Genomic DNA, 22,808 nt, shown 5'->3' on the forward strand with positions numbered 1-22,808 from the left:
GTGATCTAGATAATTTATGAAATACTTAACAGTATCTGTATTAGAAATTAAACAAATTGAGGTTCCGTATGACCGATATTAAAAATGGTGACGGTGATAACGGCAAGCTTTTGTATTGTTCGTTTTGTGGCAAGAGCCAACATGAAGTTCGTAAACTTATTGCTGGTCCGTCAGTATTTGTTTGTGATGAGTGTGTTGAACTGTGCAACGATATTATTCGTGAAGAAATAAAAGAAATTTCCCCGAAAGAAGAAAAAGAAAGCTTACCTACACCGATAGAGATCCGTGAAAGTTTAGACGACTACGTTATTGGTCAAGATCACGCGAAAAAAGTATTAGCCGTAGCGGTTTATAATCACTACAAACGTTTACGCAATGGTGACTCTCACAATGGTATAGAGTTAAGTAAAAGTAATATTTTACTTATTGGCCCAACGGGTAGTGGTAAAACATTACTGGCTGAAACCTTAGCGCGTTTACTTGATGTGCCATTTACTATGGCCGACGCAACGACATTAACTGAAGCAGGTTATGTTGGTGAAGATGTTGAAAACATCATTCAAAAGCTTTTACAAAAATGTGATTACGATGTTGAAAAAGCCCAGCGTGGTATTGTTTACATCGATGAAATTGATAAGATTTCACGTAAATCAGATAATCCATCAATCACGCGTGATGTATCAGGTGAAGGTGTTCAGCAAGCTTTGTTAAAGCTTATTGAAGGCACTATCGCTTCAGTTCCACCACAAGGTGGGCGTAAACATCCTCAACAAGAGTTTTTGCAGGTTGATACCTCAAAAATCTTATTTATCTGTGGTGGTGCATTTGCCGGTTTAGATAAAGTTGTTGAGCAACGTTCACATACTGGTGCAGGTATAGGTTTTGGCGCAGAAGTTCGTGGCAAAGATAGCAAGAAAACGCTAACTCAACACTTACAAGATGTTGAGCCAGAAGATCTGATTAAGTATGGTTTAATTCCTGAATTTATTGGTCGCTTGCCTGTTGTAGCAACATTGACAGAACTTGATGAAGACGCATTAATCCAAATATTGCAAGAGCCTAAAAATGCGCTAACTAAGCAGTTTGGTGCATTGTTCGACATGGAAAACGTTGAATTAGAGTTCAGAGAAGATGCATTAATTGCTATTGCACACAAAGCAATGGTGCGTAAAACGGGCGCGCGTGGTTTACGCTCAATCGTTGAAAGCGTCTTACTTGATACCATGTATGAATTGCCATCAATGAATGATGCGATAAAAGTTGTAGTCGATGAAACAGTAATAAAAGGTGAGTCAAAACCGATTATTATTTACGATACACCACAGGAAAAAGTAGCGAGCGAATAGCCGTTCATTACTAAGATTTTAGGTGTTTCGATAAAAAGAGTTAGATGACATTGATCATTTAGCTCTTTTTTTTTGTCTATCCGTTGAAAGCTTTACTAAAATCCCCATATACTTTTTAACTACAATTTTTTCCCTACTGATTTTCGAGAGAGTAACCTATGACCGAAGAGTTATCTGGTATCAATGAAATTCCTGTTCTAGCCTTGCGCGACGTTGTTGTTTATCCCCAAATGGTGATCCCATTATTTGTAGGTCGCGAAAAATCTATTCGCTGTTTAGATATCGCGATGGAAAACGACAAGCAGGTTTTTCTTGTTGCACAAAAAGATGCCGCAGTTGACGACCCTACAGCCGATGATGTTTATCGTGCGGGTACGATTGCCACTATTTTACAAATGTTGAAATTACCTGACGGCACGGTGAAAGTGTTAGTTGAAGGAGCGCGTAGAGCGCGTATAACTCAATTTGTTGAAACACAAGAATACTTCACTGCCGATATTGAGTTTCTTGACGTAGAAACCGTTAACGAAGACGATTGTGAAGTCTTGGTTCGTTCGGCTATCTCTCAGTTTGAAGGTTATGTCAAACTCAATAAAAAAATACCACCTGAAGTGTTAACTTCAGTTTCAGGTATTGATGATGCAGAACAATTAGCGGATACGATGGCTGCACATATGCCATTAAAGTTAGCTGAAAAACAAAAAGTACTAGAAATAGAGAATGTTGCTCAACGTCTAGAATATTTAATGGCACTGATGGAAGGCGAAATTGACTTATTGCAAGTTGAAAAGAAAATTCGTACCCGTGTTAAAAAACAAATGGAAAAAAGTCAGCGCGAATATTATTTGAATGAGCAAATGAAAGCCATTCAAAAAGAATTAGGCGATGACGAAGAAGGTTCAAACGAAGTTGAGCAGCTTGAAAAGCAAATTGAAGATGCGCAAATGCCCGAAGAAGCTAAAGAAAAGACTTTAGCCGAAGTACGTAAATTAAAAATGATGTCACCGATGTCGGCAGAAGCAACCGTGGTTCGCTCATACATCGACTGGATGATCAGTGTACCTTGGAAGAAGCGTAGTAAGTTAAAGCGTAACTTAAAGCTTGCTCAAGATATTTTAGATAAAGATCATTACGGTTTAGATAAAGTTAAAGAACGTATTTTAGAGTATTTAGCGGTGCAGCAACGTGTTAGCCAGCTAAAAGGACCTATTCTTTGTTTAGTTGGCCCTCCAGGGGTTGGTAAAACGTCTTTAGGACAATCTATTGCTAAGTCAACCGGACGTAAATACGTGCGTATGGCACTAGGTGGTGTGCGTGATGAAGCTGAAATTCGAGGCCATCGCCGCACATATATTGGTTCTTTGCCAGGTAAGTTGATTCAAAAAATTGCTAAAGTTGGGGTTAAGAATCCACTATTTTTATTAGATGAAATAGATAAAATGGCGTCTGATATGCGTGGCGATCCTGCATCTGCTTTACTGGAAGTGCTTGATCCTGAGCAAAACACGACGTTTAACGACCATTACTTGGAAGTTGATTACGATTTATCCGATGTGATGTTTGTTGCTACTTCTAATAGTATGGATATCCCTGGACCTTTATTGGATCGCATGGAAGTTATTCGTTTGTCGGGTTATACCGAAGATGAGAAGCTTAATATTGCCAAGAATCACTTACTCGATAAGCAAGTTGGTCGTAATGGTCTAAAAGAGAAAGAAATTTCAATTGAAGACAGCGCTATTATGGGCATCATTCGCTACTACACAAGAGAAGCTGGGGTACGTGGCTTAGAGCGAGAGATATCAAAACTTTGTCGTAAAGCGGTAAAAGCGATTTTATTAGATAAAACCATTAAAAAAGTCACTATTAATCAAGATAACTTATCTGAATTTTTGGGTGTGCAACGTTTTGATTATGGTAAAGCGGATAGTGAAAATAGAATAGGTCAAGTGACTGGTTTAGCATGGACATCTGTAGGTGGTGAGTTATTAACTATAGAAACAGCTTCGGTTCCAGGTAAAGGTAAACTGACTTACACCGGTTCATTAGGTGACGTGATGCAGGAATCGATACAAGCAGCGATGACCGTTGTACGAAGTCGAGCCGATAAATTTCGTATTAATGCTGATTTTCATGAAAAACGTGATATCCATGTTCATGTCCCAGAAGGTGCTACACCAAAAGATGGGCCAAGCGCAGGTGTTGGTATGTGTACGGCATTAGTTTCTAGCCTAACCGGTAATCCGGTCAGAGCAGATGTTGCTATGACAGGTGAAATTACTTTACGAGGTGAAGTACTTCCTATTGGCGGCTTAAAAGAAAAACTCTTGGCTGCGCATCGTGGTGGTATTAAAACAGTCATTATTCCAAAAGATAATGAGCGTGATTTGGAAGAAATTCCTGACAATGTTAAAGGTGATTTGGTTATTCATCCGGTAAAATGGATAGAAGAGGTATTAGATATTGCCTTAGAGCATCCAGTAGAAAAATTCAAATTAGGCAACTAATTTGTAAAAATTGCTGTTTTTTTAGTAAATAAAAGAAAAAATTGCAAAAAATTAACAAAAAACAGTGATTTTTGCTTTTCAAACACTGAAACTGTGTTAAGTTAATGTCGCTGATAACGCTAGACCCCTATCCATACATAGGATTAGGGTTTGGTTAAGATAAAAATAAATAATAAATTTTATTTTCTTAAACACAGTGCTTGATGTTCAAAAGAAGCTCAATATAAAAGTTTCCGCAGGACGCTAAAACAAATGATGGCACTGAATAATAACAATTGAAGGGGAATACTTGTGAACAAATCTCAACTAATCGAAAAAATCGCTGCTGGTGCAGACATCTCTAAAGCTGCTGCTGGTCGTGCGTTAGATTCATTTATTGAAGCTGTTACAGACGAATTGAAAAATGGTGAGCAAGTTGCTCTAGTTGGTTTTGGTACTTTCTCAGTACGTGACCGTGCTGCGCGCACTGGCCGCAACCCACAGACGGGTGCAACTATTCAAATCGCTGCAGCTAAAATCCCAGCATTTAAAGCTGGTAAAGCATTAAAAGATTCAGTTAATCCATAATTATCTGCTTCAATTTTTGTAGATAAATCAGAAAAGCCTTTTTAAACGAAGGCTTTTTTTATTTTACATATCCCATAAATAGCTTCATTTATATCACTATAAAATAATTAAATCTTCGTCTGCTACTTCAAGGTCAGTGATGCTTCTGATAGAATCCTGAACAAAGATATATCTGTCGTAATAAATAGAGAAAAAGATGTTAGAAAATATTCGAGAAGGTTCACAGGGCTGGATTGCAAAATCAATCCTAGGTTTAGTTATTTTAACTTTTGCTTTAGCGGGAATTGGTACTTATACCAACTCAGTAGACACATCTGTCGCTGACGTTAACGGTGAAAAAATATCACAAGATGCTTTTAATAAAGCTTATCAAGCGCAACGTAATCGTATGGCACAACAATTTGGTGATATGTTCGAAACATTATCAGCAGATGAAAATTATATGGCTAACTTTCGTAACGGTATTTTAGATAACCTAATCAATGAAAAGCTGATTGATCAAAGTACAGTTGATATGTCTATTCGCGCTTCTGATGAACGTATTAAGCAAACTATTCGCACGATGACTGAATTTCAGGTCGATGGTGTTTTTGATAATAATCGTTATTTAGCGATGATTAACCAAGCCGGTTTTTATCAATCTTCAGATTTTCGTGATTACTTACGTGTTCAAATGACTCGTCGTCAATTAACACAAGCACTTGTTGCCAGCGAGTTCAACTTGCCATACCAAGAAAAACGGGTAAGCGCTTTACAAAACCAAAAGCGTAACGTCCGCTATGCGACCATTAATGCTGAACAGTTTAAAGCTGGTATTGAGTTAACTGACGATGAAATCAATCAATACTACTTAGCTAATCAAGGCCGTTTTGAAAACGAAGAAAAAGTAAAACTTAACTACATCGCACTTGATGTTAACGATATTGCAAAAACAATTGAAGTTAGTGACGCTGATGTTAAAGCTTACTACCAAGAGAATATTGCCAGCTATCGTCAAGACGAACAGCGTCGTGTTGCTCATATTTTAATTGAGTTTGGTGATGATGAAGTTGTGGCAAAAGTAACGGCAGAAGCTTTATTAGCCCGTGTTAATGCCGGTGAAGATTTTGCTACTTTAGCCAAAGAAAGTTCAGACGATACTTTTAGCGGTGAAAATGGTGGTGATTTAGAATGGATTGAACGTGGTGCCATGGGCGATGCGTTTGACGAAGGCGCCTTCGCGTTAACCGAGATTAATAGCGTAAGTGATGTTGTCGAAAGTGACTTTGGTTTTCATATCATTAAATTAACCGACCTAAAAGCTGAACAAGTTCAGGCTTTTGCTGACGTAGAAGTAGAACTGCAAGCAAAAGTGAGTCAATCAAAAGCACAAGATAAGTTTTTTGATTTACAACAGGAAATGGCACGATTAAGTTTTGAAGCTCCTGATAGTTTAGACGAAGCTGCTGAAGCCGTTAACTCAAAAATAATGACGACAGACTGGTTAAGTAAATTTGGCAACGTAGCGCCATTTGATAGCCCTAAAGCAATCGAAGCTGCTTTCTCTGATTTAGTCCTTCAAGAGAACTTAAACTCAGACATTATTGAAGTTAGCGATACTTTAGCGATTGTTATTCGTTTAGAAGAGTACCAACCAGCAGAAGTTAAGCCACTTACTGAAGTTACTGTACAAATTAGTGATACTTTGATTAGCGAGAAAGCAACAGAGCTAGCACAAACAACAGCTGACTCTTTACTTGTTTCATTTAAAGCAGGTAATGATATTAGCGAGCAGTTAACAGCGATTAACGCCGTGTTTATTGAAAAAGCTGATGTTACACGCTCAGGTAGTGATATTGCGCCTAGCTTAAGTCGTGAGGCTTTTAAATTACCTCATCCAAGTGAAGGTCAGATTTCAGCAACGACGGTAACATTAAATAACGGTGATTTAGCCTTATTAGAAGTTCAAGCTGTTATAGCGAGTAATGTTGAAAAAGCACTTGACCCAAGAATGGCACAACAACAAACGCAACAACTTGCACAATCTGCTTACCAAAGCTTTGTTGAAGCATTAAAAGTTAATGCTGAGATCACCCGTAAAGCAATAGCGGCGCCAGTATCTCAGTTTTAAGTAGCTAAGTGACTCAGTCATCAAGCGATTAAATAACGATACTTATTAATGATGAGTATTGAATTAAATGAAGGCTGCAAATTGATTGCAGCCTTTTTTATTACTCATAGAAAAAAGTCAAAAAGCTAAAATTATGCATTCCTCCTTGCTAGAAAAGTATTTACCTGAACTTAACCCTCATGAAAATTCATTACCCATCTTAGATCTGGCTTGTGGCAATGGCAGGAATGGTTTGTTTTGCCTAGAGAAAAATTTAGCGGTGACTTTTGCTGATATTAACACGCAGTCATTAGCGAATGTTCAGCAAGCAATAAGTCATGATGCAGATAAATATCAATCAACATTAGCCACCTTTTGGCTTATTGACTTTGAACAAAGGTTTTCTCAGCCATTAGTTGAAAATAGTTATAGTGCCGTAATGGTTTTTCGCTACTTACATCGACCACTTATCGAGCAGATTAAAGCGGCAGTAGTTCCTAATGGTCTCGTTATTTATGAAACGTTCACCTTAGGACAAGCGGTTCTTGGTCGCCCCAAAAATCCTGATTTTTTATTAAAAAAAGGAGAATTACTTGAGCATTTTGCTGGTTGGCAAATTATTCATTCTTTTGAAGGGACAATAATTTCAGATACGGGAAATCATAGCCAAGCCATAGCGCAAGTCGTGGCGAGAAAACCTTTATAATTACTTAACAAATAAGTTGTGGCATGATCTGTTTAACCTGCTTAACTTTATTCATTCAGCGGAGACTGTTTTGTTTTATCGCAAAGTATCTTTTATCGATATGTTTAAGCGATAACAATTTCAGACGTGGGTAATAATAGCCAAGCCATAGCGCAAGTCGTGGCGAGAAAACCTTTATAATTGCTCAACAAGCAAGTTGTGGCATGATCTGTTTAACCTGCTTAACTTTATTCATTCAGCGGAGACTGTTTTGTTTTACCGCAAAGTATCTTTTATCGATATGTTTAAGGGATAACAATTTCAGACGCGGGTAATAATAGCCAAGCAATAACGCAAGTTGTGGCGATAAAACCTTTATAATTGCTCAACAAGCAAGTTGTGGCATGATCTGTTTAACCTGCTTAACTTTATTCATTCAGCGGAGACGGCTTTTTTTATGGCAAAGTATCTTTTATCGATAGACCAGGGCACGACAAGTTCACGAGCGATATTGTTCACCACCCAAGGTGAACGTTACGCGAGTGCCCAAGAAGAGTTTCCGCAATATTTTCCTCAAGATGGTTGGGTCGAACACAACCCCAACGAACTATGGCAGAGTGTCTTAAGTACCTGTCAAAAAGTGCTAGATGAAAATCAGTTGAGTGCTAGCGATATCTTAGGTATTGGCATAACAAACCAGCGAGAAACGACCCTCGTATGGGATAAAAATACTGGCGATGTTATTTACAATGCGATTGTTTGGCAAGATAGACGTACTGCTTTTTTTTGTGATTCAATTGATTGTCAAGACATCAAAAATAGCATTATGGATAAAACGGGTTTAATTTTAGATGCGTACTTCTCTGCGACCAAAATTAATTGGTTATTGGATAATGTACCCGGCGCAAGAGAAAAAGCAGACGCAGGTCAGTTACTTTTTGGCACTGTTGATACTTTTTTATTGTGGCAATTAACGGCGGGGAAATCTCATAAAACCGATGCAACTAATGCTTCTCGCACTATGTTATTTAATATTCACCAACAATGTTGGGATGATGAATTACTGGCTTTATTTTCAATACCCAAAAGTATGTTGCCTGACGTGATGGACTGCGCCGCTGAATTTGGTGTCACGCAATCATCTTTATTTAATGGTGAAATCCCCATTTTAGCGATGGCTGGCGATCAACAGGCGGCTTTATTTGGTCAAGCTTGTTTTACTGAGGGCATGGCGAAATGTACTTATGGTACAGGCGCATTTTTAATGCTAAATACCGGCAATAAAGCTTTAAAGTCAACTAATCGCCTACTGACAACTATTGCCTATCGTTTAAACGGTGACGTTACTTATGCTATTGAAGGCAGTATTTTTATGGCAGGGGCAACTATTCAATGGCTAAGAGATCAATTAAAGATCATTGATAAAGCAAGTGACAGTGAAAAAATTGCTGAAAATACGGTTGTTGAGCATGGTGTTTTTTTAGTCCCAGCATTTACAGGCTTGGGTGCCCCGTATTGGGATCCTAATGCTCGCGCTGTCATTTCAGGCCTTAGTCGTGACTCAGGTCGAAATGAAATAATTTCTGCTGCTTTGCAGTCGGTTGCTTTTCAAAGCAAAGATTTACAAAATGCTATGGCAAAAGATGGCTTAGCGCTCTCATTTTTAAAAGTAGACGGCGGTATGGCGGAAAATAACTGGCTGCTTAATTTTATCAGCGATATGTTATCGATAACGGTTGAACGCCCTGATATCGTTGAAACCACAGCGTTAGGCGTTGCTTATTTAACCGGCTTACAAGCAGGCGTTTTTTCTTCTGTTGATCAATTATCAACCTTGTGGCGCTGTGAAAAAAGTTTTACGCCACAAATCAGCGAGCAGAAAAAAAATCGTCTTTATGCACAGTGGCAAAATGCCGTAAGTAAAGTACAAAGCTAGTACCTTAATTGCGAGTAGTTATCAATTTAGACAAAAGCTGGCGATTGTTATTGTCACTTTAATTAGCACTGAAATTCTGCACTTTACGCGTTAACGGGTATACAATGCTAATTTTATTATTCTATAAATCTCATTATGCATATTGATCCTAAATGGCGTGTTTTAACGGTTGGCGATGGCGACTTATCTTTTTCTGCATCTTTACTTAAACATCATCAACCCCAGCAGCTGACAGCAACCATCTTTGACAGCATGGCTTGTTTACAGGAAAAGTACGGTGATGTTTATTATCAGCAGTTACAGCAGGACAATTGCCAAGTCATCACTGATTTTGACGTCACTGATGAAAATACTTGGGGGACGTTAGCTGAAAAATCATTTGATTTGGTGATCTTTCAATTTCCATTATTACCCGCTTTTCCTTCTGAACAAGCTTTTCAAGCTCAGTGCCAGCAATTAAGTGTTAATACCTTAAACAGAGCTTTACTGAGAAAATATCTGTTGAACTGCTTTCAATACTTTCTTGATGAAAACGGTGCAAAACTTGCGTTGATCACTTCAAAGAATGTTAAACCTTATCTGCAATGGAATATTGAAAAAGCATTAATCACTGATACCGATATCAACTATATTGGTCGTTTTTTCTTTGATATTACTAAATTTCCAGATTATAAAGTCAGGAATGTAAACAGAGATAAACATGTTAAATCAACTCAAGGTACAACTTATATATACAGCCAAGCGCCTCTAGAAAACTGTAAGGCGATGTTTGATGCTAACAGCGACGACTATATTACCTATAACCGTAAAAGTAGGGTGCCTGAAGATAAAAAATGCTTAGCTTGTCATACAGGCGCTTTCGCCACAGAGCACGACAAGCAAATGCATTTAGCCACTAAGAAACATCAGCAAATGTCTGCCTACGAGCAGCAATGGACTTATTTCCTGCAACAAGAACAGGCTAACAAATAAATCTTAAATAGGGTCAATAAAGATGCACAACAAAAAAGTACTGATCCCGCTACCGCGCTATGGTTGCGATCCTTCAGAAGTCGCTATTCCTTGGTTATTGCTAAAAGAACAGCAGGTTGAAATGACCTTTATAACACCTGATGGCAAGGTCGCGACGGCTGACGATATTATGCTGACTGGAAAAGGTTTGGGCTTGCTCAAACCCTTATTACAGGCTAGACAAGATGCCATAAATGCCTATCGTCAACTGGAACAATCAGCTGAATTTAATAAGCCTTTATTTTACACCGATGTGAAAGCCAGTGACTTCGATGGATTATTATTACCGGGTGGGCATGACAAAGGGGTAAAAGAATATTTAGAGTCAGAGGTATTACAAAGATTGGTGGTTGATTTTTTTAATGAAAATAAACCCGTCGCGGCTGTTTGTCATGGCGTATTAATTCCAGCGAGAAGTATTGATCCCAAAAGTCAAAAATCGGTCATCTATAATTATCAATGTACCGGGCTATTAAAGCGTCAAGAGCTTATGGCTTTCCAATTAACTCGATTTTGGTTAGATGATTATTATTTAACGTATCCAGAAACAACCACAGAAGATGAATTAGTGGCAGCACTTGCCAGTAAAACTCAGTTTGTTAACGGCAGTTTGCCATTAGCTCGTGATGATTTACAGCACTTGTCACGTGGCTTTATCGTTAAAGATAGAAACTACTTATCGGCGCGATGGCCTGGAGATATTTATAATTTTAGTTTGAGATTTATTGATATGTTGACAGATTAACCCTGTAGTAAATCTGTCACTTGAATGCTTATATTGATGTTACTTAGGAGAATCAGAGTAAGGATTTGAAGATGCACTAGCTGGCTTTGAGCGTTCAGGTTTTTCTGTACGACGAGCAAAGCCCTGTTCACTTTTATCTTTATAGCTACCCTTACTGCTATTACTTCTGCTATCTCGACCTTGTGATGAAGGTTTGTTATCAGAAAAATTGGATGATCTGATTGTAGGGATAGGGGCTTGTCCTAAAATGAGTACGGCAGGGTCTTTAGGTTTCTGGCGTGCGGGTATCACTCGCAGACGCGGTGGAATTTCATATTGTTCATCATCAGCTTTAGGCAAGTTCTTAAATTGATATAAATAAAAACGTTCCATTTTTTCACGTGCCCACTCGGTCTTACGCAAAAACTTTAAGCTAGATTCAATACTAGGCTTGTTTTTAAAACAATTAATATTGGTATATTCCGCTAGAATTTCCCAACCATAATGATCATACACTTCATTTAAAAGTGTATCTAATTTAAGCCCGTGCAAGGGATTATTGAGTTGTTCGTCTTCTAGCGTCATGAGATTCTTTTTTACTAAACAGTTATAGCCATATTATATACGGATATGCGGACAATGTACTTGCCTTTATTATTTTTTGTTTCGATAACGCTCTTTTGCTTTTCGACCTTTTTTATAAAGTGCCGGTCTTAGAAAGCGTCTTAGTGAAGGAAATAGATAAGAAACAGTAGTTAACCAACCGCTCGAACAAGGTAATGTAATCTCGATTTGCTCACCTTTAGCTACGCGGATTATTGCCTCAGTGACTTGCTGTGGACTGCTCATGGGTTGCGAAAATACAATATCTTCTACTTCATCTATTTCAGACATAATAAAGCCAGTATTGATTGGCCCCGGAGAAACCAAACCAATACTAATCCCCGAACCGCTTAATTCATCAGCAAGGGCATAGGTAAATGCACGCAGCCCAGACTTAGTTGCGCAATAGGTTGCAGCGCCCTGTAATGGTGTTCGACCAGCTAAAGAGCCAACATTAACGATGCCGCCAAAGCCACCATTAGTTATACTGCTGCGTATATAAGGTAAAATTAATGCCGACAGTGCTATTGGCGCACGTAAATTTACATCGACCATTTTTGCTAATTGTTCAGCGGTATTATCTTCAACATTACCGCGTTGATGATAGCCAGCATTATTAATAAGATAATGAATACTGCCAAATTTCTCTTGAGCACTCTCTAGCATTTTTTGGCAATCAGCTGAATTAGCGACATCCATCTTGATCGTTAACACCGAAGTTTCAACACTAAGTTCTTTTTCAATCTCGTCGAGTGCTTGTTGTCCTCTCGCTAACAAAACCAAATTAGCTTTCAATTTGGCAAAGGCTCGGGCAGTTTCTGCACCAACACCTGCAGATGCACCGGTAATAACGACTGTTTTACCTTGAAAATAATGTTCCATCTTTATGCTTCCAGTTTCATTTGTTTTTATTTGTTTTATTTATTTACATCTCATGTCGACAAGGTTATTTTATTCTGGTCTAACCAGAGGTCAGTATGCCAGAAAAAACCGTATTGTTAACTATCGAAAACAACATTGCTTATGTTGCCCTTAATCGTGCAGATAAACATAACGCTATTAATATGATGATGTTTTATCAACTTGATAAAATTATTAAACAATTACAAAAAGATAAATCACTGCGAGCAGTAATTGTTCATGGTAAGGGTGTCGATTTTTGTAGTGGTTTAGATGTTAAGTCTGTGATGAAAGCACCGGTTAATATCTTTAAACTCCTGTTTAAATGGTTACCCGGTCAATCAAATTTAGCACAACGTGTATCAACGGGCTGGCGTAAAATTCCTATTCCGGTGATCATGGCATTACATGGCAGAGTTTGGGGGGGCGGTTTACAAATAGCACTCGGTGGCGATTTTCGCTTTGTTGAGCCCAGTGCTACTTTATCTATTTTAGAGGCAAGGTGGGGACTCATTCCGGATATGGGCGGCACTTTGGCACTTAAAGAACACTTGCCAGCAGATCAAGCGAAGTTGTTGGCGATGACTGGTCAAGAAATTTCTGCGCAGCAAGCACTTGAATTCAAGTTAATTACCAATATTTGTGCTGATCCCTTAGTGTCAGCAAAAAGCTTAGCAGATAAACTTTGCCAGCAATCACCGGATGCGGTTGCAGGTGTTAAAAAACTTTATAATCATGTTTGGTGGCGTAGTGACCGTTTTACCTTAGCCCGTGAAACTTATTATCAATTAAAAGTTATGTTAGGTAAAAATCAAAAGATAAAAACTTACAACCAAACCCATAGCACCAGTGAAGCGAAAGTCTTTAAAGATAGAGGCGATTGGTCGTAAGATTTAACTGAATATTTTCAGGTTGAATTTGCTACTTTTTTTCGATGATGTGTAGCTATCTAAAGTGATCTAAAAAGTGAGTGACCAATGTATCCCCTTAAATATATAGAGCCAGTTTTTCGTCCGCCCAGTGAGTGGAAGAGCCTTATTTTGCAAGTTACCAATGGCTGCTCTTGGAATAATTGTTCTTTTTGTGAAATGTATACGGCCGAAAATAAAAAATTTAAACCGAAAAAAGTCGCATTAATTGAAGAAGAGATGATTAAAGTTGTCGACTCAGGCTTACCGGTTGGTCGGGTGTTTTTAGCCGACGGTGACGCAATGATGTTACCGTTTAAACGCTTAAAAGAAATACTTGAGCTAATAAAGCAATATTTTCCGCAAGTCACTCGTGTTGCAAGTTATTGTCTACCAAGAAACGTCAGTAATAAAACGGTTGAACAGCTAGCAGAGTTAAAGGCGTTAGGCTTGTCTCTCTTGTATGTTGGTTGTGAAAGCGGTGACGATGAGGTCTTACAATTAATTGACAAGGGCGAAACCTATCAAAGCTCTTTAATTGCGCTGAACAAAATTAAGCAAGCAGGTATTAAAAGTTCAGTGATGATCTTAAATGGACTTGGCGGACCTGAGCTATCCAAACAGCATGCCATTAACTCAGCTAAATTAATGAATGAAGCACAACCCGACTACTTATCGACACTCGTGGTTAGCTTTCCTTTAGGGCAAGAACGTTTTGCTAAAAACTTTACTGACCGACAATATCAACCCTATCGACTGCTAAGTCAGCAAGAGTTATTTATTGAAATGGCAACATTGTTATCCGCTCTGGAATTAGAAAAAACTATTTTTAGGTCTGATCATGCTTCAAATTACTTAGTCTTAAAGGGCATTTTAGGCAAAGATAAAGAGAAACTAGTTAATACGGTGCAAATGGCATTAGCGCATTCTACAGAAATTCCGCTTCGTCAAGAATGGCAACGAGGATTATAGCCAGTAATGCCTGTACACTAAAAAAGTTACTAATTAAAATAATAAACTCAAACAATATGTTAAGTTAGTTATAGTTTTATAGTCAGCTGATAAATGCAGTCCGTACTTTATTTACAGCACATAGCTCAGTCCACCATTAATAACGTTGATATGGGAAGATATATTGACTATAAATAAGGTTGACGTTAATTGATAATAAAGTCTGTTAATTTTATTTTATCGTGGTGGAGGATTCAGTTTTAATGAATAAATTTATTATTAAGTCTATTTTACTATTTTTTATTGTGATTGCTCCGCTACAAGCACTTCAACAATTATCGCCAACAAAAAATATTACTTTTTATACTGAAAACTATCCTCCTGCTAATTATTTAGTTAATGATAAGCTTAAGGGAATTTCAGTAGAGACCTTAAAAGCGTTATGGAAACATTTAGACATTGCAGAACAAGAAATTCTGGTTGTTCCCTGGGCACGTGGCTATAGATTTACCTTAGATAAAGCCAACACCGCTTTGTTTACCGTTTCTAGAACACAAGCTCGCGAAGGTTTATTTAAATGGGTCGGGCCTATTTTTCACTCTACTCATGTACTAATGGCCAAAAAATCAAAAAACTTTGAGTTCGCTAATTTAGGGCAAGTTTTTTATCGTAAAGTTGCCACCGTAGCAGGCGATATCTCAGAAATTTCGCTTAATCAAGTGGGTTTCCCTTCCTCTAACTTGGCAAAAGTCTCCTCCTTAAAACAAGCTTTTTTAATGATGCAATCAGATCGTGTCGACATGATTGTTATCTCTATACATGGTTTCGCTCATTTAGCAGAACAACTTGGCTTTGATGAAACTGACTATGAACAGGTCTGGCAGGTCAATAAGGTAGGTAACTACTTTGCTTTCAATATAAACACAGCCAATGACGTGATAGCACTATATCAAAAGGCCTTCGATGATATTGCACCGCAACGGTTAGCGATTAAAGCTACTTATGTTTTACCCCAAGCTGAGTATTAATGAATTGGCTATATTAAGTGTTTTGTTTATTGAGGATGCTATCAAACCTTAACTCGACATCATGATGGCTGGGCTAAATGGCAATATAGTTGCTGAAAGGTTAAAACTTAATCCTGAGACCATGTATATTCCAATTATTATGGTGACCTCGATAGATGAGCATGCGGCTAAATTGACGGCACTTAAAGTAGGCGCTGATGATTTTCTTACTAAGCCAATCGACCGAGCTGAACTTATATTACGAGTTAGGAATATGTTGCGCTTAAAGGATTACAGCGATCTGCTTTCAGATTACAACAATAAACTTGAAGACAAGGTTAAAGAACGTACGGTTAAGCTTGAAAATGCTTATAAGGAAACTATCATCACTATGGTCAGCGCTGCTGAATTTAAGGATGAGGAGACCGGGGCACACGTACGCCGTATTGCACACTATTCATATCTGTTAGGACGATTGCTTGGTCTGAGTAAAAAAATGAATAAAGCATTGTTTTATGCGAGCCCGATGCACGACATTGGTAAGATTGGTATATCAGATGCTATTCTTTTCAAAACAACGCCTTTTACACCTCAAGAGCGTGAGACCATGAACACGCATAGTGCTATTGGCGCAAAAATCCTGCAAAAGGGTGACTCTCCTTTTATCAAAATGGGCGCTGAAATCGCATTAAATCACCACGAAAGATGGGATGGCACTGGCTATCCTAATGGTCTTTCTGGTGAAGATATTCCATTATCTGCTCGTATTATGGCGCTGTGTGACGTTTATGATGCGCTGCGTTCAAAACGTCCTTACAAGCCTGCTTTTAGTCATGAAAAGGCAGTAAAAATAATTATTGAAGGTGATGGTAGAACCATGCCTGAGCATTTCGACCCTAAGGTGCTTGCTGCTTTTGCCGCACATCCAGGGAATTTTGAAAAGGTCTATGAAAAATATAAGGACGACCACTAACTTTTGCATAAGTAACGCTGTTTTAACAACAGCATTAGCCGCCATCGCATTTAAGCCGGATGACAGCTAGTAGCTGTTGTTAAATGGCAGCATTAGCCGCTATTGCATTTAAGTTTGATGGCAGCTAGTAGTTGTTGTTAAACCGTAGCTTTAGCCTCTATCATATATAAGCCGGATGACAGCTAGTAGCTGTTGTTAAACCGTAGCTTTAGCCTCTATCATATATAAGCCTGATGGCAGCTAGTAGTTGTTGTTAAATGGCAGCATTAGCCGCTATCATATATAAGCCTGATGGCAGCTAGTAGCTAATGTATTTCGCAACGTTAATTGAACGTTTTTGGAATGCTGTGCAGCAACTCATCATAATGGCTATAAATTTTAGGCATATCCATTTTATTGAGAAACTCAGAGCAGGTTAAGTAAGCCAATAAATAGCGTGCGTCTTCAACCCATGGTGGTAAGTATTTACCGGGCTGACATAGCCCCATTTCCTCTAATTTGTATAGTACAGGAATGTCTTCAATATCTAATTTTCCACAAAATAATAATTTAAGACAATCTGCTCGACCATTAGCGGCGATAGCTTTTAAGAAATTATGCACGCGGATAAGTCCTTCTAAGTAAACACCATCTTTAGTAAAGGGAGCGCCGCCAGTTAAAACACCTCCCCTGAAAACTCTTCGAGTATTTTCATAAGCTTGTGATTCATTGCCAATACGACCTAAAAAGTAGTTATACACTTCTAAAAAGTCTGCGCCTTCAATCGACATTTGTATCGCGATAATACGGTCAGCTAGTCTACGCAGTCTATCCAAATCGATAGAATTAGTGATATATTCAGAAAATACCGCTAAGCCTTCTTGTGTTTTAGTGGTCCCAGGATGACCAGCGGCTAATATTTTAAGGTGCGGCTGATTAAGTCCATTAATTGAGGTGGCAACATGAATATGGGCTTCATGATTAATGAGTTGTTGCGCGTCAAGATCAGTAAAACAGGCTGTCTTCCTAATCCGTATTAACTTTGGGTTTGCTAGCGCGTTGGCAGATAGCTCGTCAACCACTTCAACTTTTGGCGCATCTGTACCAAACATTTTAGTCACGGCTGCTTGCATTTGCTCAGCGATATCTGAAGCTAGATAACACATAGGTGGTGGACTACCAAAGTTGTAACTAGCATAACTACTAATTTGTTTGTCAAAAATATTTGCCAATTCAAGCGGTGTTGATTTACCGTCAGTAAATGGGTTGGTAGGTTTACCGTAAAGCGCCTCAGAAAATTCATAAAACTTTTTAGTGCCTACCGATCCCATCATCAAAGCACCATGTTCAAGCTTAGTTGAAATGCGCTTTAGCCATTCATCTATGTCTGAATTCCCCATCAAGCTTCTAGCTTCACTCACTAAACTTAAGGTTTTACTGGGATCAAAAGTAGGGTAGCTAACCTTAGGTAGCTCTTTGCACTTATCCGCAAAGAATTGCTGTTTAATATCTCTGTTCCATTCTAAATGGGTGAGTATTCTAATCGGTTGGCTCGCGCTATATAGAATAGAACTTATCTGGCATATCCGTTCTTTTTCCACTTCTAATGTATTCATGGGTCTTTAAATTCCATAGTCATTACGAGTTACTTACTGAGTTAACTCACAAAAATTGCGTTAGCACCAAAAATAAATTGTTATCTTATTGGTTTTACTCTGTAAATTGGCGCATTAACACATGGTAAAGTTAAGGGGTTTTAAAATGATCTTTTGTTAATGTTTTAGCTGAGCCAACACCACAGCCGACGATTAAGTTCATCACGCTTTTAGCACTGCCTTCAATGTGTTTAACATCTGCTTTAGGAGCAAAAATAACAAAACCATTAAATGGGCTAGGGCTAGTAGGCACAAATACCGCAAAATGATCCTCTAATTCGTCAGTAATATAACCCAAAACTAATTGTTCAGATTGAAATGCTTTAAGCATTACTGGGCGCGTAAAAGAACCACCATCTTTATTTTTAAACTGGCTCAGTATATCTCTTATCAGCGTATAACCAGGAATTGGAACAAGTAAGCGTTGTTCTAATTGGCCATGAACATAGCGTCCCCATACTGTTTGTACGAGTAGTCCTATGATAAAACACAATAAAAACACTGCAGTAAACGCAAGGATTTCAGCTAAAGGGATGTGAGAGACAAATTGTGTTGAGAAAAAAGTAGATATCGGTTCAAAGGCCATTGAAAGTGAATTTAATAGCCAAAAAGCGACTTTAAAAACAATAACAACGGGCAATAATATAACCATTCCACCAATAAATGCCGTTAATAAAAAGTTTTTAATATTTTTTAATATACTTAATAATTGCAAGTTAATATCCTAGATACGGTTGAAATAAGCGCAGATATGCTGAATGTTAGCGCAAGAAACATTTTTATACGTCATGTTTACATTGTAATGCTAAACAATCACTATCTTTATCAATAATCATTGACGAGTCCACTCTTACACCACTACCGGCATAATGGCCATTTGCGGTAAAAGTACAAACTTGCACATATTTATCCTCGACATAGGGCAAGGGGAACAATGTTTGGTAGATTTGCTCTCTTGTTTCAAAATTACCTGACTTTTCGGCAATCACTTGCTTGTTTTCATCTATTATCTTTATATTTGCACCACAGCGGCCAACGATTGGCTTGCTTACGTAGCCAGTTTGCTCAAGTTCATCCGTTAATTCAAAGCTGGTATTTAACAAGTAGGGATGATTTGGAAATAGCATACATAGCACAGGTAAAATCGCTTTGTTGCTAGGAATAAGTGTCCAAAGTGGCTCAAAAACCATAATATTATCGTTTAGTAGTACGTCAGATAAGCTAGGTTTATGCGGTTTTTTATGCTGAGCTTTATTAATGACATCATCTTGATTTGCTCTTATTTCGTCAAGTGCAGTCTCCCACGCCCATGTTTTCCATATCCATTGAAGCTTTATGCCGGCTGAATCTTCAATTTCATTATTTTTATTGCACGTTAATGAATCAATCCCTACCAATATTTTACATTGATGACCCGCCGCTTCTATGGCGTTTTTCATAAAGAGTGCATGATAGGTTTCTTCGGGGTCATCATCTTGTAATATATGAATAACGGAGTCGATAGCACGAGCTTGCCAAGCTTTAACTAAAAGGCTAAATAAGGCTGTGCCTGCATCAGTTCCACCTTTCACTTGGAAGTGTTTTAGCCATTTACCTTGTACTTTTCCAACCTCCATATAGCATGATGCCGAATCACAATTATATTCGTAGACCTTCAAGCCATGTTCAGACATTGAAAAATCAAAACGACTTGTTACTAATTGATTAGCGCGGTTAGACCATGAGCGCTTAATTTTTTCATTTAGGTTTTTGGGTAAGCCAAATTTTTCCAATAGCTCTGGATGTTCCAGCACGTAATCGGTAGTATGCATAAACATTTGATGCAGTTCATCCGTGGCCGTTTCTAGTGCTAAATGAGCTTGGGGTGATATACGGTAATAGCGTAAAGCGCTTGCATCATCACATGACAGTCTATGGCCAGCCATCATTTGAAAAAATGCATATTCGTCGTCATTGGCGAGGTTTAACCAAGGGGTATTGGCTTTATTTTGTGCTGGCGCAGTACAAGCTTCAATATTAAACACTTCGGGTTCTGGCAGAGAAGAAATCAGCGCATCTGTTTCATCATCAGTTTGTATTAACCACCCCAAAATGGTTGACCCATCAGAGGGGCAGTGTAGCCAGTAGTCGCCGTTACTGCCTAATTTTGCTTTTATTTCACGCGAATAGTTTTGCCCATTTGGCCAAGGTGCAAAGGCCATGTTTTGTTCGGCGATATACACTTTATCGTTAAAAACTGCAGTGATTATAGCTACGTGACCCGTTTCTTCAAATTCTCCACCTTCATCCCAAATTAGTAAACTTCCTACTTCAGGTAATCTCTTTGCGCCATTTTCAAAGGCATTTAAGGCGAGTTCGTTATTATTTACAATATCTCTCACGGAACGTAAATTAAATATTTCGTAAGCCATAGCTACATCGTTAAAAATATAACCTTTGTTGGTGTAAAGCCATCGACGAGCAAATTCAACACATTGCCATTTATGTCCCATATAAATATCATCTACATAGCTTCTAAAGTGACTACGCGATTTATAGATTAATGGGTCTACGGTATCATAATCGCTAGAATAAGCGGTTACATTGCCCATCGATATACCGATAGGGGTGCCAAAAGAGACATCTTGTATGTTTTTAATTTTAGTCATTTAGTCCAGACTTAAGTGGCTATTAGCGTAAAAAAAATGCTTTCGCTATAGCATTGCCCTTTAAAATAGTTGAGTGAAATAATGGTTAAGATGAACGACGAGCTCATTTAAACTAACTTTACATTAAGCTTAATATTCTGGTCAAGATCAGATTAAACTAACGGTATTTTTTACGTGAAATATAGAGCATAAGTAGCTATGAAGCTAACCTTGTAATATTTTTGTTTAAGCTAACGGATATAAAATAGCGGAGGCATTTTATCTTTGTGCAAAATTGATGAGTAATATTGAGGCGAGGATGATAAGAATAAACCACTAAACGTTGAGCACTTTTCGCTAATGGTTCGTCATCCTTAGAGTCGAGACTATAATCCGTAAATAACTCACTAGTTACCTAAGGTATACGATGCGAATATTTTTTCATAACGACCATTCGCTTTTAATTCTTTAAGGCCTTTATTGAAGGCATTTCTGGCTTTTTTATCATGAAAAAGAATATTATTAGGGCTTGCTCCAAAAAGTGGAAATTTATCCACTAATAAATGGGTATTGATTTGTCCTTCTTTTTGAATTTTAGCTCGGTAATGTTTAAATATTTGTAGGTCTAACTGAATGATATCGAAACGTTCTAGATATAACATTTTAACCTGTAATTCTTGATCATGATTCTCTAGATAAAGCGGGTTTTTGTTGGCCATTACGGCATACTCTCCACCCAAGTGTGTTTTGGCGCCTTGCCAAGACAATAAAGAGTATGAAGCTAGCTCATTCAAGTGAGTAAATTTATAATTATGCTTTTTTAATGCGAAGGCAAAATTTTCGTAAGCATAAGCTTCATCAGATAAGAAACCGGTAAGGTTTTCTTTGGTCATTGTTCTTAAGTTCATGTCACAGGCCGCATCAACATCCTTAGCTCTGAATGATGTTATCCGGCGAGCGTATGGATAATAAATTGCTTTTACTTCATAGCCAGCGGGCTCTAAGGCTTCTCTTATTAAGGTTATTATTATACCGTCGTTAGTTTCAGGCATCACCCAAGGTGCAAGAGCATCACCAAAGGCAATAGTGATTTTTTGTTGGGCAAAGGATGGCAGAGTAAATAACAAACTGATGATTAATAAAAATAGTTTTAGCGGCATATGTTAGTTAATAGGATAATAAATAAGTAAAATAAGTATAGACGAAAAATAGACGAAAAATAATTTTTCACAGCTGTTTATCAAACAAGTAAATTTTTTATGACACGAGACTGCAGAACTAGATAACTTTACTTTTAAAATTTTAGCGGACTTTATGCTATACTTCCTGAAAGTTAACCGCTTTTTTATACTTAACAATATATTTCTAACTACAAGGCTTGCCATGAAATTAACTGCTTTTCAGTCAAAAACATTATTGATACTTATCCCCTTAATATTATTATTATCGACAGCGATTTATTTCTATGGCGCAAATGAACCTACTTTGCCAAAAATGACAGTACAAGAGAAAAAGGCTCGCTTTAAAAATTTAATTATTCCTGCAATAGACGAAGTTTATGATGAACTTATGGTTCAATATCTTGACGTTTCAGAGTCACTTAAGTTAGGTAGTGATAACGATATGATAGAAAAACTGAAAATAGAATATAAAGCCAAAACTGATAACGAGCTGTTAATGGCACTTAAACCTCACCCTAAAAGTATTGCTATTGCACAAGCGGCAATGGAGAGTTCTTGGGCAACCTCTCGTTTTTTTAATGAAGCTAATAATATTTTTGGTGTTTGGTCATTCGATGAAGATGAACCTAGAATCGCGGCACTGAAAAAAAGGGGTGATAAAACCATTTGGCTAAAAAGATACCCTTCTATTAAAGCCTCGGTAAGAGGCTACTATCGAACCCTTGGACGCAGCGCCGCCTTTCAGAAATTTAGGCAATTACGACTAAAAACTGATGACCCCTACTCTTTAGTTAAAAAGTTAGACCGTTATTCTGAAAAGGGTGCAGAATATGGTGATGAATTAACCTCTATTATAAAGTTTAATAAATTTAATACTTATGACTAAAGTTCGGTTAAATTTATCAGTGTCGTCGAGAAAACTCGGTACTTAAGTGCCGAGTAGTTCACTCAAGTAAGGCTGATTTAAAGCATGCTGAAGTAGGTGTTCGTTATCATCATCGTGCTCGATTTTATTTTTTGTTATCCTGCATAATACCTGCTCAACGTTATCCCCATTACCCGTAAAGACTTCAGCAAAGTTTACATCTTAGCTCCCCTTTATAATTCTGATAATAGATACTCATTTAACCTTGAATCTAAGCAGGCTCTCAAGCGATAA

Annotated in this window: 19 protein-coding genes; 13 read left to right on the plus strand and 6 right to left on the minus strand. The window is 37.9% G+C overall.

The features are described 5' to 3' along the window. Window positions 1–68 precede the first annotated feature (68 nt). The 8 genes from clpX to H4J69_RS00325 all read left to right on the plus strand — a co-directional run bounded on the left by clpX (window position 69) and on the right by H4J69_RS00325 (window position 10,886). A complete protein-coding gene (gene clpX, locus H4J69_RS00290; RefSeq protein WP_070374163.1) occupies window positions 69–1,346 on the plus strand; it encodes an ATP-dependent protease ATP-binding subunit ClpX in 1,278 nt (425 codons plus the stop codon). A 158-nt stretch (window positions 1,347–1,504) separates the two neighbouring features. After that, on the plus strand, window positions 1,505–3,853 hold the full coding sequence (gene lon, locus H4J69_RS00295) for an endopeptidase La (protein WP_070374162.1): 2,349 nt from the start codon (window positions 1,505–1,507) through the stop codon (window positions 3,851–3,853). A gap of 291 nt (window positions 3,854–4,144) precedes the next feature. Next, the gene (gene hupB, locus H4J69_RS00300; RefSeq protein WP_070374161.1) at window positions 4,145–4,420 is read left to right on the plus strand and encodes a nucleoid-associated protein HU-beta; all 276 of its coding nucleotides are present in this window, start codon (window positions 4,145–4,147) and stop codon (window positions 4,418–4,420) included. Between the two features lie 196 nt (window positions 4,421–4,616). Further along, window positions 4,617–6,530, plus strand: a complete 1,914-nt coding sequence (locus H4J69_RS00305) for a SurA N-terminal domain-containing protein (RefSeq protein WP_182214855.1) — start codon at window positions 4,617–4,619, stop codon at window positions 6,528–6,530. A gap of 85 nt (window positions 6,531–6,615) precedes the next feature. Further along, a complete protein-coding gene (locus tag H4J69_RS00310) occupies window positions 6,616–7,215 on the plus strand; it encodes a methyltransferase domain-containing protein (RefSeq protein WP_259367685.1) in 600 nt (199 codons plus the stop codon). A 436-nt stretch (window positions 7,216–7,651) separates the two neighbouring features. Continuing rightward, window positions 7,652–9,130: a glycerol kinase GlpK gene (gene glpK, locus H4J69_RS00315; protein ID WP_182221627.1), complete on the plus strand. Its 1,479-nt coding sequence runs from the start codon at window positions 7,652–7,654 to the stop codon at window positions 9,128–9,130. 135 nt (window positions 9,131–9,265) lie between these two features. Beyond that, window positions 9,266–10,102, plus strand: coding sequence for a class I SAM-dependent methyltransferase (locus H4J69_RS00320; RefSeq protein ID WP_182221626.1), 837 nt, complete (start codon window positions 9,266–9,268; stop codon window positions 10,100–10,102). A gap of 22 nt (window positions 10,103–10,124) precedes the next feature. Next, the gene (locus H4J69_RS00325) at window positions 10,125–10,886 is read left to right on the plus strand and encodes a type 1 glutamine amidotransferase domain-containing protein (protein WP_182221625.1); all 762 of its coding nucleotides are present in this window, start codon (window positions 10,125–10,127) and stop codon (window positions 10,884–10,886) included. Between the two features lie 39 nt (window positions 10,887–10,925). On the opposite strand, the gene H4J69_RS00330 is transcribed toward H4J69_RS00325, so the two are convergent. Both H4J69_RS00330 and H4J69_RS00335 read right to left on the minus strand, forming a co-directional pair. Beyond that, on the minus strand, window positions 10,926–11,450 hold the full coding sequence (locus tag H4J69_RS00330; protein WP_182230126.1) for a VF530 family DNA-binding protein: 525 nt from the start codon (window positions 11,448–11,450) through the stop codon (window positions 10,926–10,928). A 69-nt stretch (window positions 11,451–11,519) separates the two neighbouring features. Further along, window positions 11,520–12,350 (minus strand): SDR family oxidoreductase, encoded by an 831-nt coding sequence (locus tag H4J69_RS00335; RefSeq protein WP_182244053.1) that lies wholly within the window; start codon window positions 12,348–12,350, stop codon window positions 11,520–11,522. A gap of 95 nt (window positions 12,351–12,445) precedes the next feature. On the opposite strand from H4J69_RS00335, the gene H4J69_RS00340 reads away from it, so the two are divergent. The 4 genes from H4J69_RS00340 (at window position 12,446) to H4J69_RS00355 (ending at window position 16,207) form a co-directional block, all read left to right on the plus strand. Further along, window positions 12,446–13,258: a crotonase/enoyl-CoA hydratase family protein gene (locus H4J69_RS00340; protein ID WP_182244054.1), complete on the plus strand. Its 813-nt coding sequence runs from the start codon at window positions 12,446–12,448 to the stop codon at window positions 13,256–13,258. Window positions 13,259–13,345: 87 nt separating this feature from the next. Next, window positions 13,346–14,248 carry a radical SAM protein gene (locus H4J69_RS00345; RefSeq protein ID WP_182221621.1) on the plus strand — a complete coding sequence of 301 codons (903 nt, stop codon included), beginning with the start codon at window positions 13,346–13,348 and terminating at the stop codon, window positions 14,246–14,248. Window positions 14,249–14,490: 242 nt separating this feature from the next. Further along, window positions 14,491–15,255: an ABC transporter substrate-binding protein gene (locus H4J69_RS00350; RefSeq protein WP_182244055.1), complete on the plus strand. Its 765-nt coding sequence runs from the start codon at window positions 14,491–14,493 to the stop codon at window positions 15,253–15,255. 61 nt (window positions 15,256–15,316) lie between these two features. After that, window positions 15,317–16,207, plus strand: coding sequence for an HD-GYP domain-containing protein (locus H4J69_RS00355; protein WP_182244056.1), 891 nt, complete (start codon window positions 15,317–15,319; stop codon window positions 16,205–16,207). 323 nt (window positions 16,208–16,530) lie between these two features. Here the strand turns inward: H4J69_RS00355 and H4J69_RS00360 are convergent, their stop codons facing one another. The 4 genes from H4J69_RS00360 to H4J69_RS00375 all read right to left on the minus strand — a co-directional run bounded on the left by H4J69_RS00360 (window position 16,531) and on the right by H4J69_RS00375 (window position 21,628). Next, window positions 16,531–17,802, minus strand: coding sequence for a flavohemoglobin expression-modulating QEGLA motif protein (locus H4J69_RS00360; protein ID WP_182230121.1), 1,272 nt, complete (start codon window positions 17,800–17,802; stop codon window positions 16,531–16,533). Window positions 17,803–17,932: 130 nt separating this feature from the next. Next, window positions 17,933–18,556: a DUF502 domain-containing protein gene (locus H4J69_RS00365; protein ID WP_182214877.1), complete on the minus strand. Its 624-nt coding sequence runs from the start codon at window positions 18,554–18,556 to the stop codon at window positions 17,933–17,935. A gap of 64 nt (window positions 18,557–18,620) precedes the next feature. Then, window positions 18,621–20,489 (minus strand): glutathionylspermidine synthase family protein, encoded by a 1,869-nt coding sequence (locus tag H4J69_RS00370; RefSeq protein WP_182230120.1) that lies wholly within the window; start codon window positions 20,487–20,489, stop codon window positions 18,621–18,623. Between the two features lie 386 nt (window positions 20,490–20,875). Next, window positions 20,876–21,628: an ABC transporter substrate-binding protein gene (locus H4J69_RS00375; protein WP_182244057.1), complete on the minus strand. Its 753-nt coding sequence runs from the start codon at window positions 21,626–21,628 to the stop codon at window positions 20,876–20,878. A gap of 223 nt (window positions 21,629–21,851) precedes the next feature. Between H4J69_RS00375 and H4J69_RS00380 the strand changes: the two genes are divergently transcribed. After that, complete coding sequence (locus H4J69_RS00380; RefSeq protein WP_182214882.1) at window positions 21,852–22,535, plus strand: glucosaminidase domain-containing protein; 684 nt, start codon at window positions 21,852–21,854, stop codon at window positions 22,533–22,535. The last annotated feature ends 273 nt before the right edge of the window (window positions 22,536–22,808 follow it).

Source organism: Colwellia sp. BRX10-9 (assembly GCF_014077405.1).
Taxonomy (GTDB): Bacteria; Pseudomonadota; Gammaproteobacteria; order Enterobacterales; family Alteromonadaceae; genus Colwellia_A.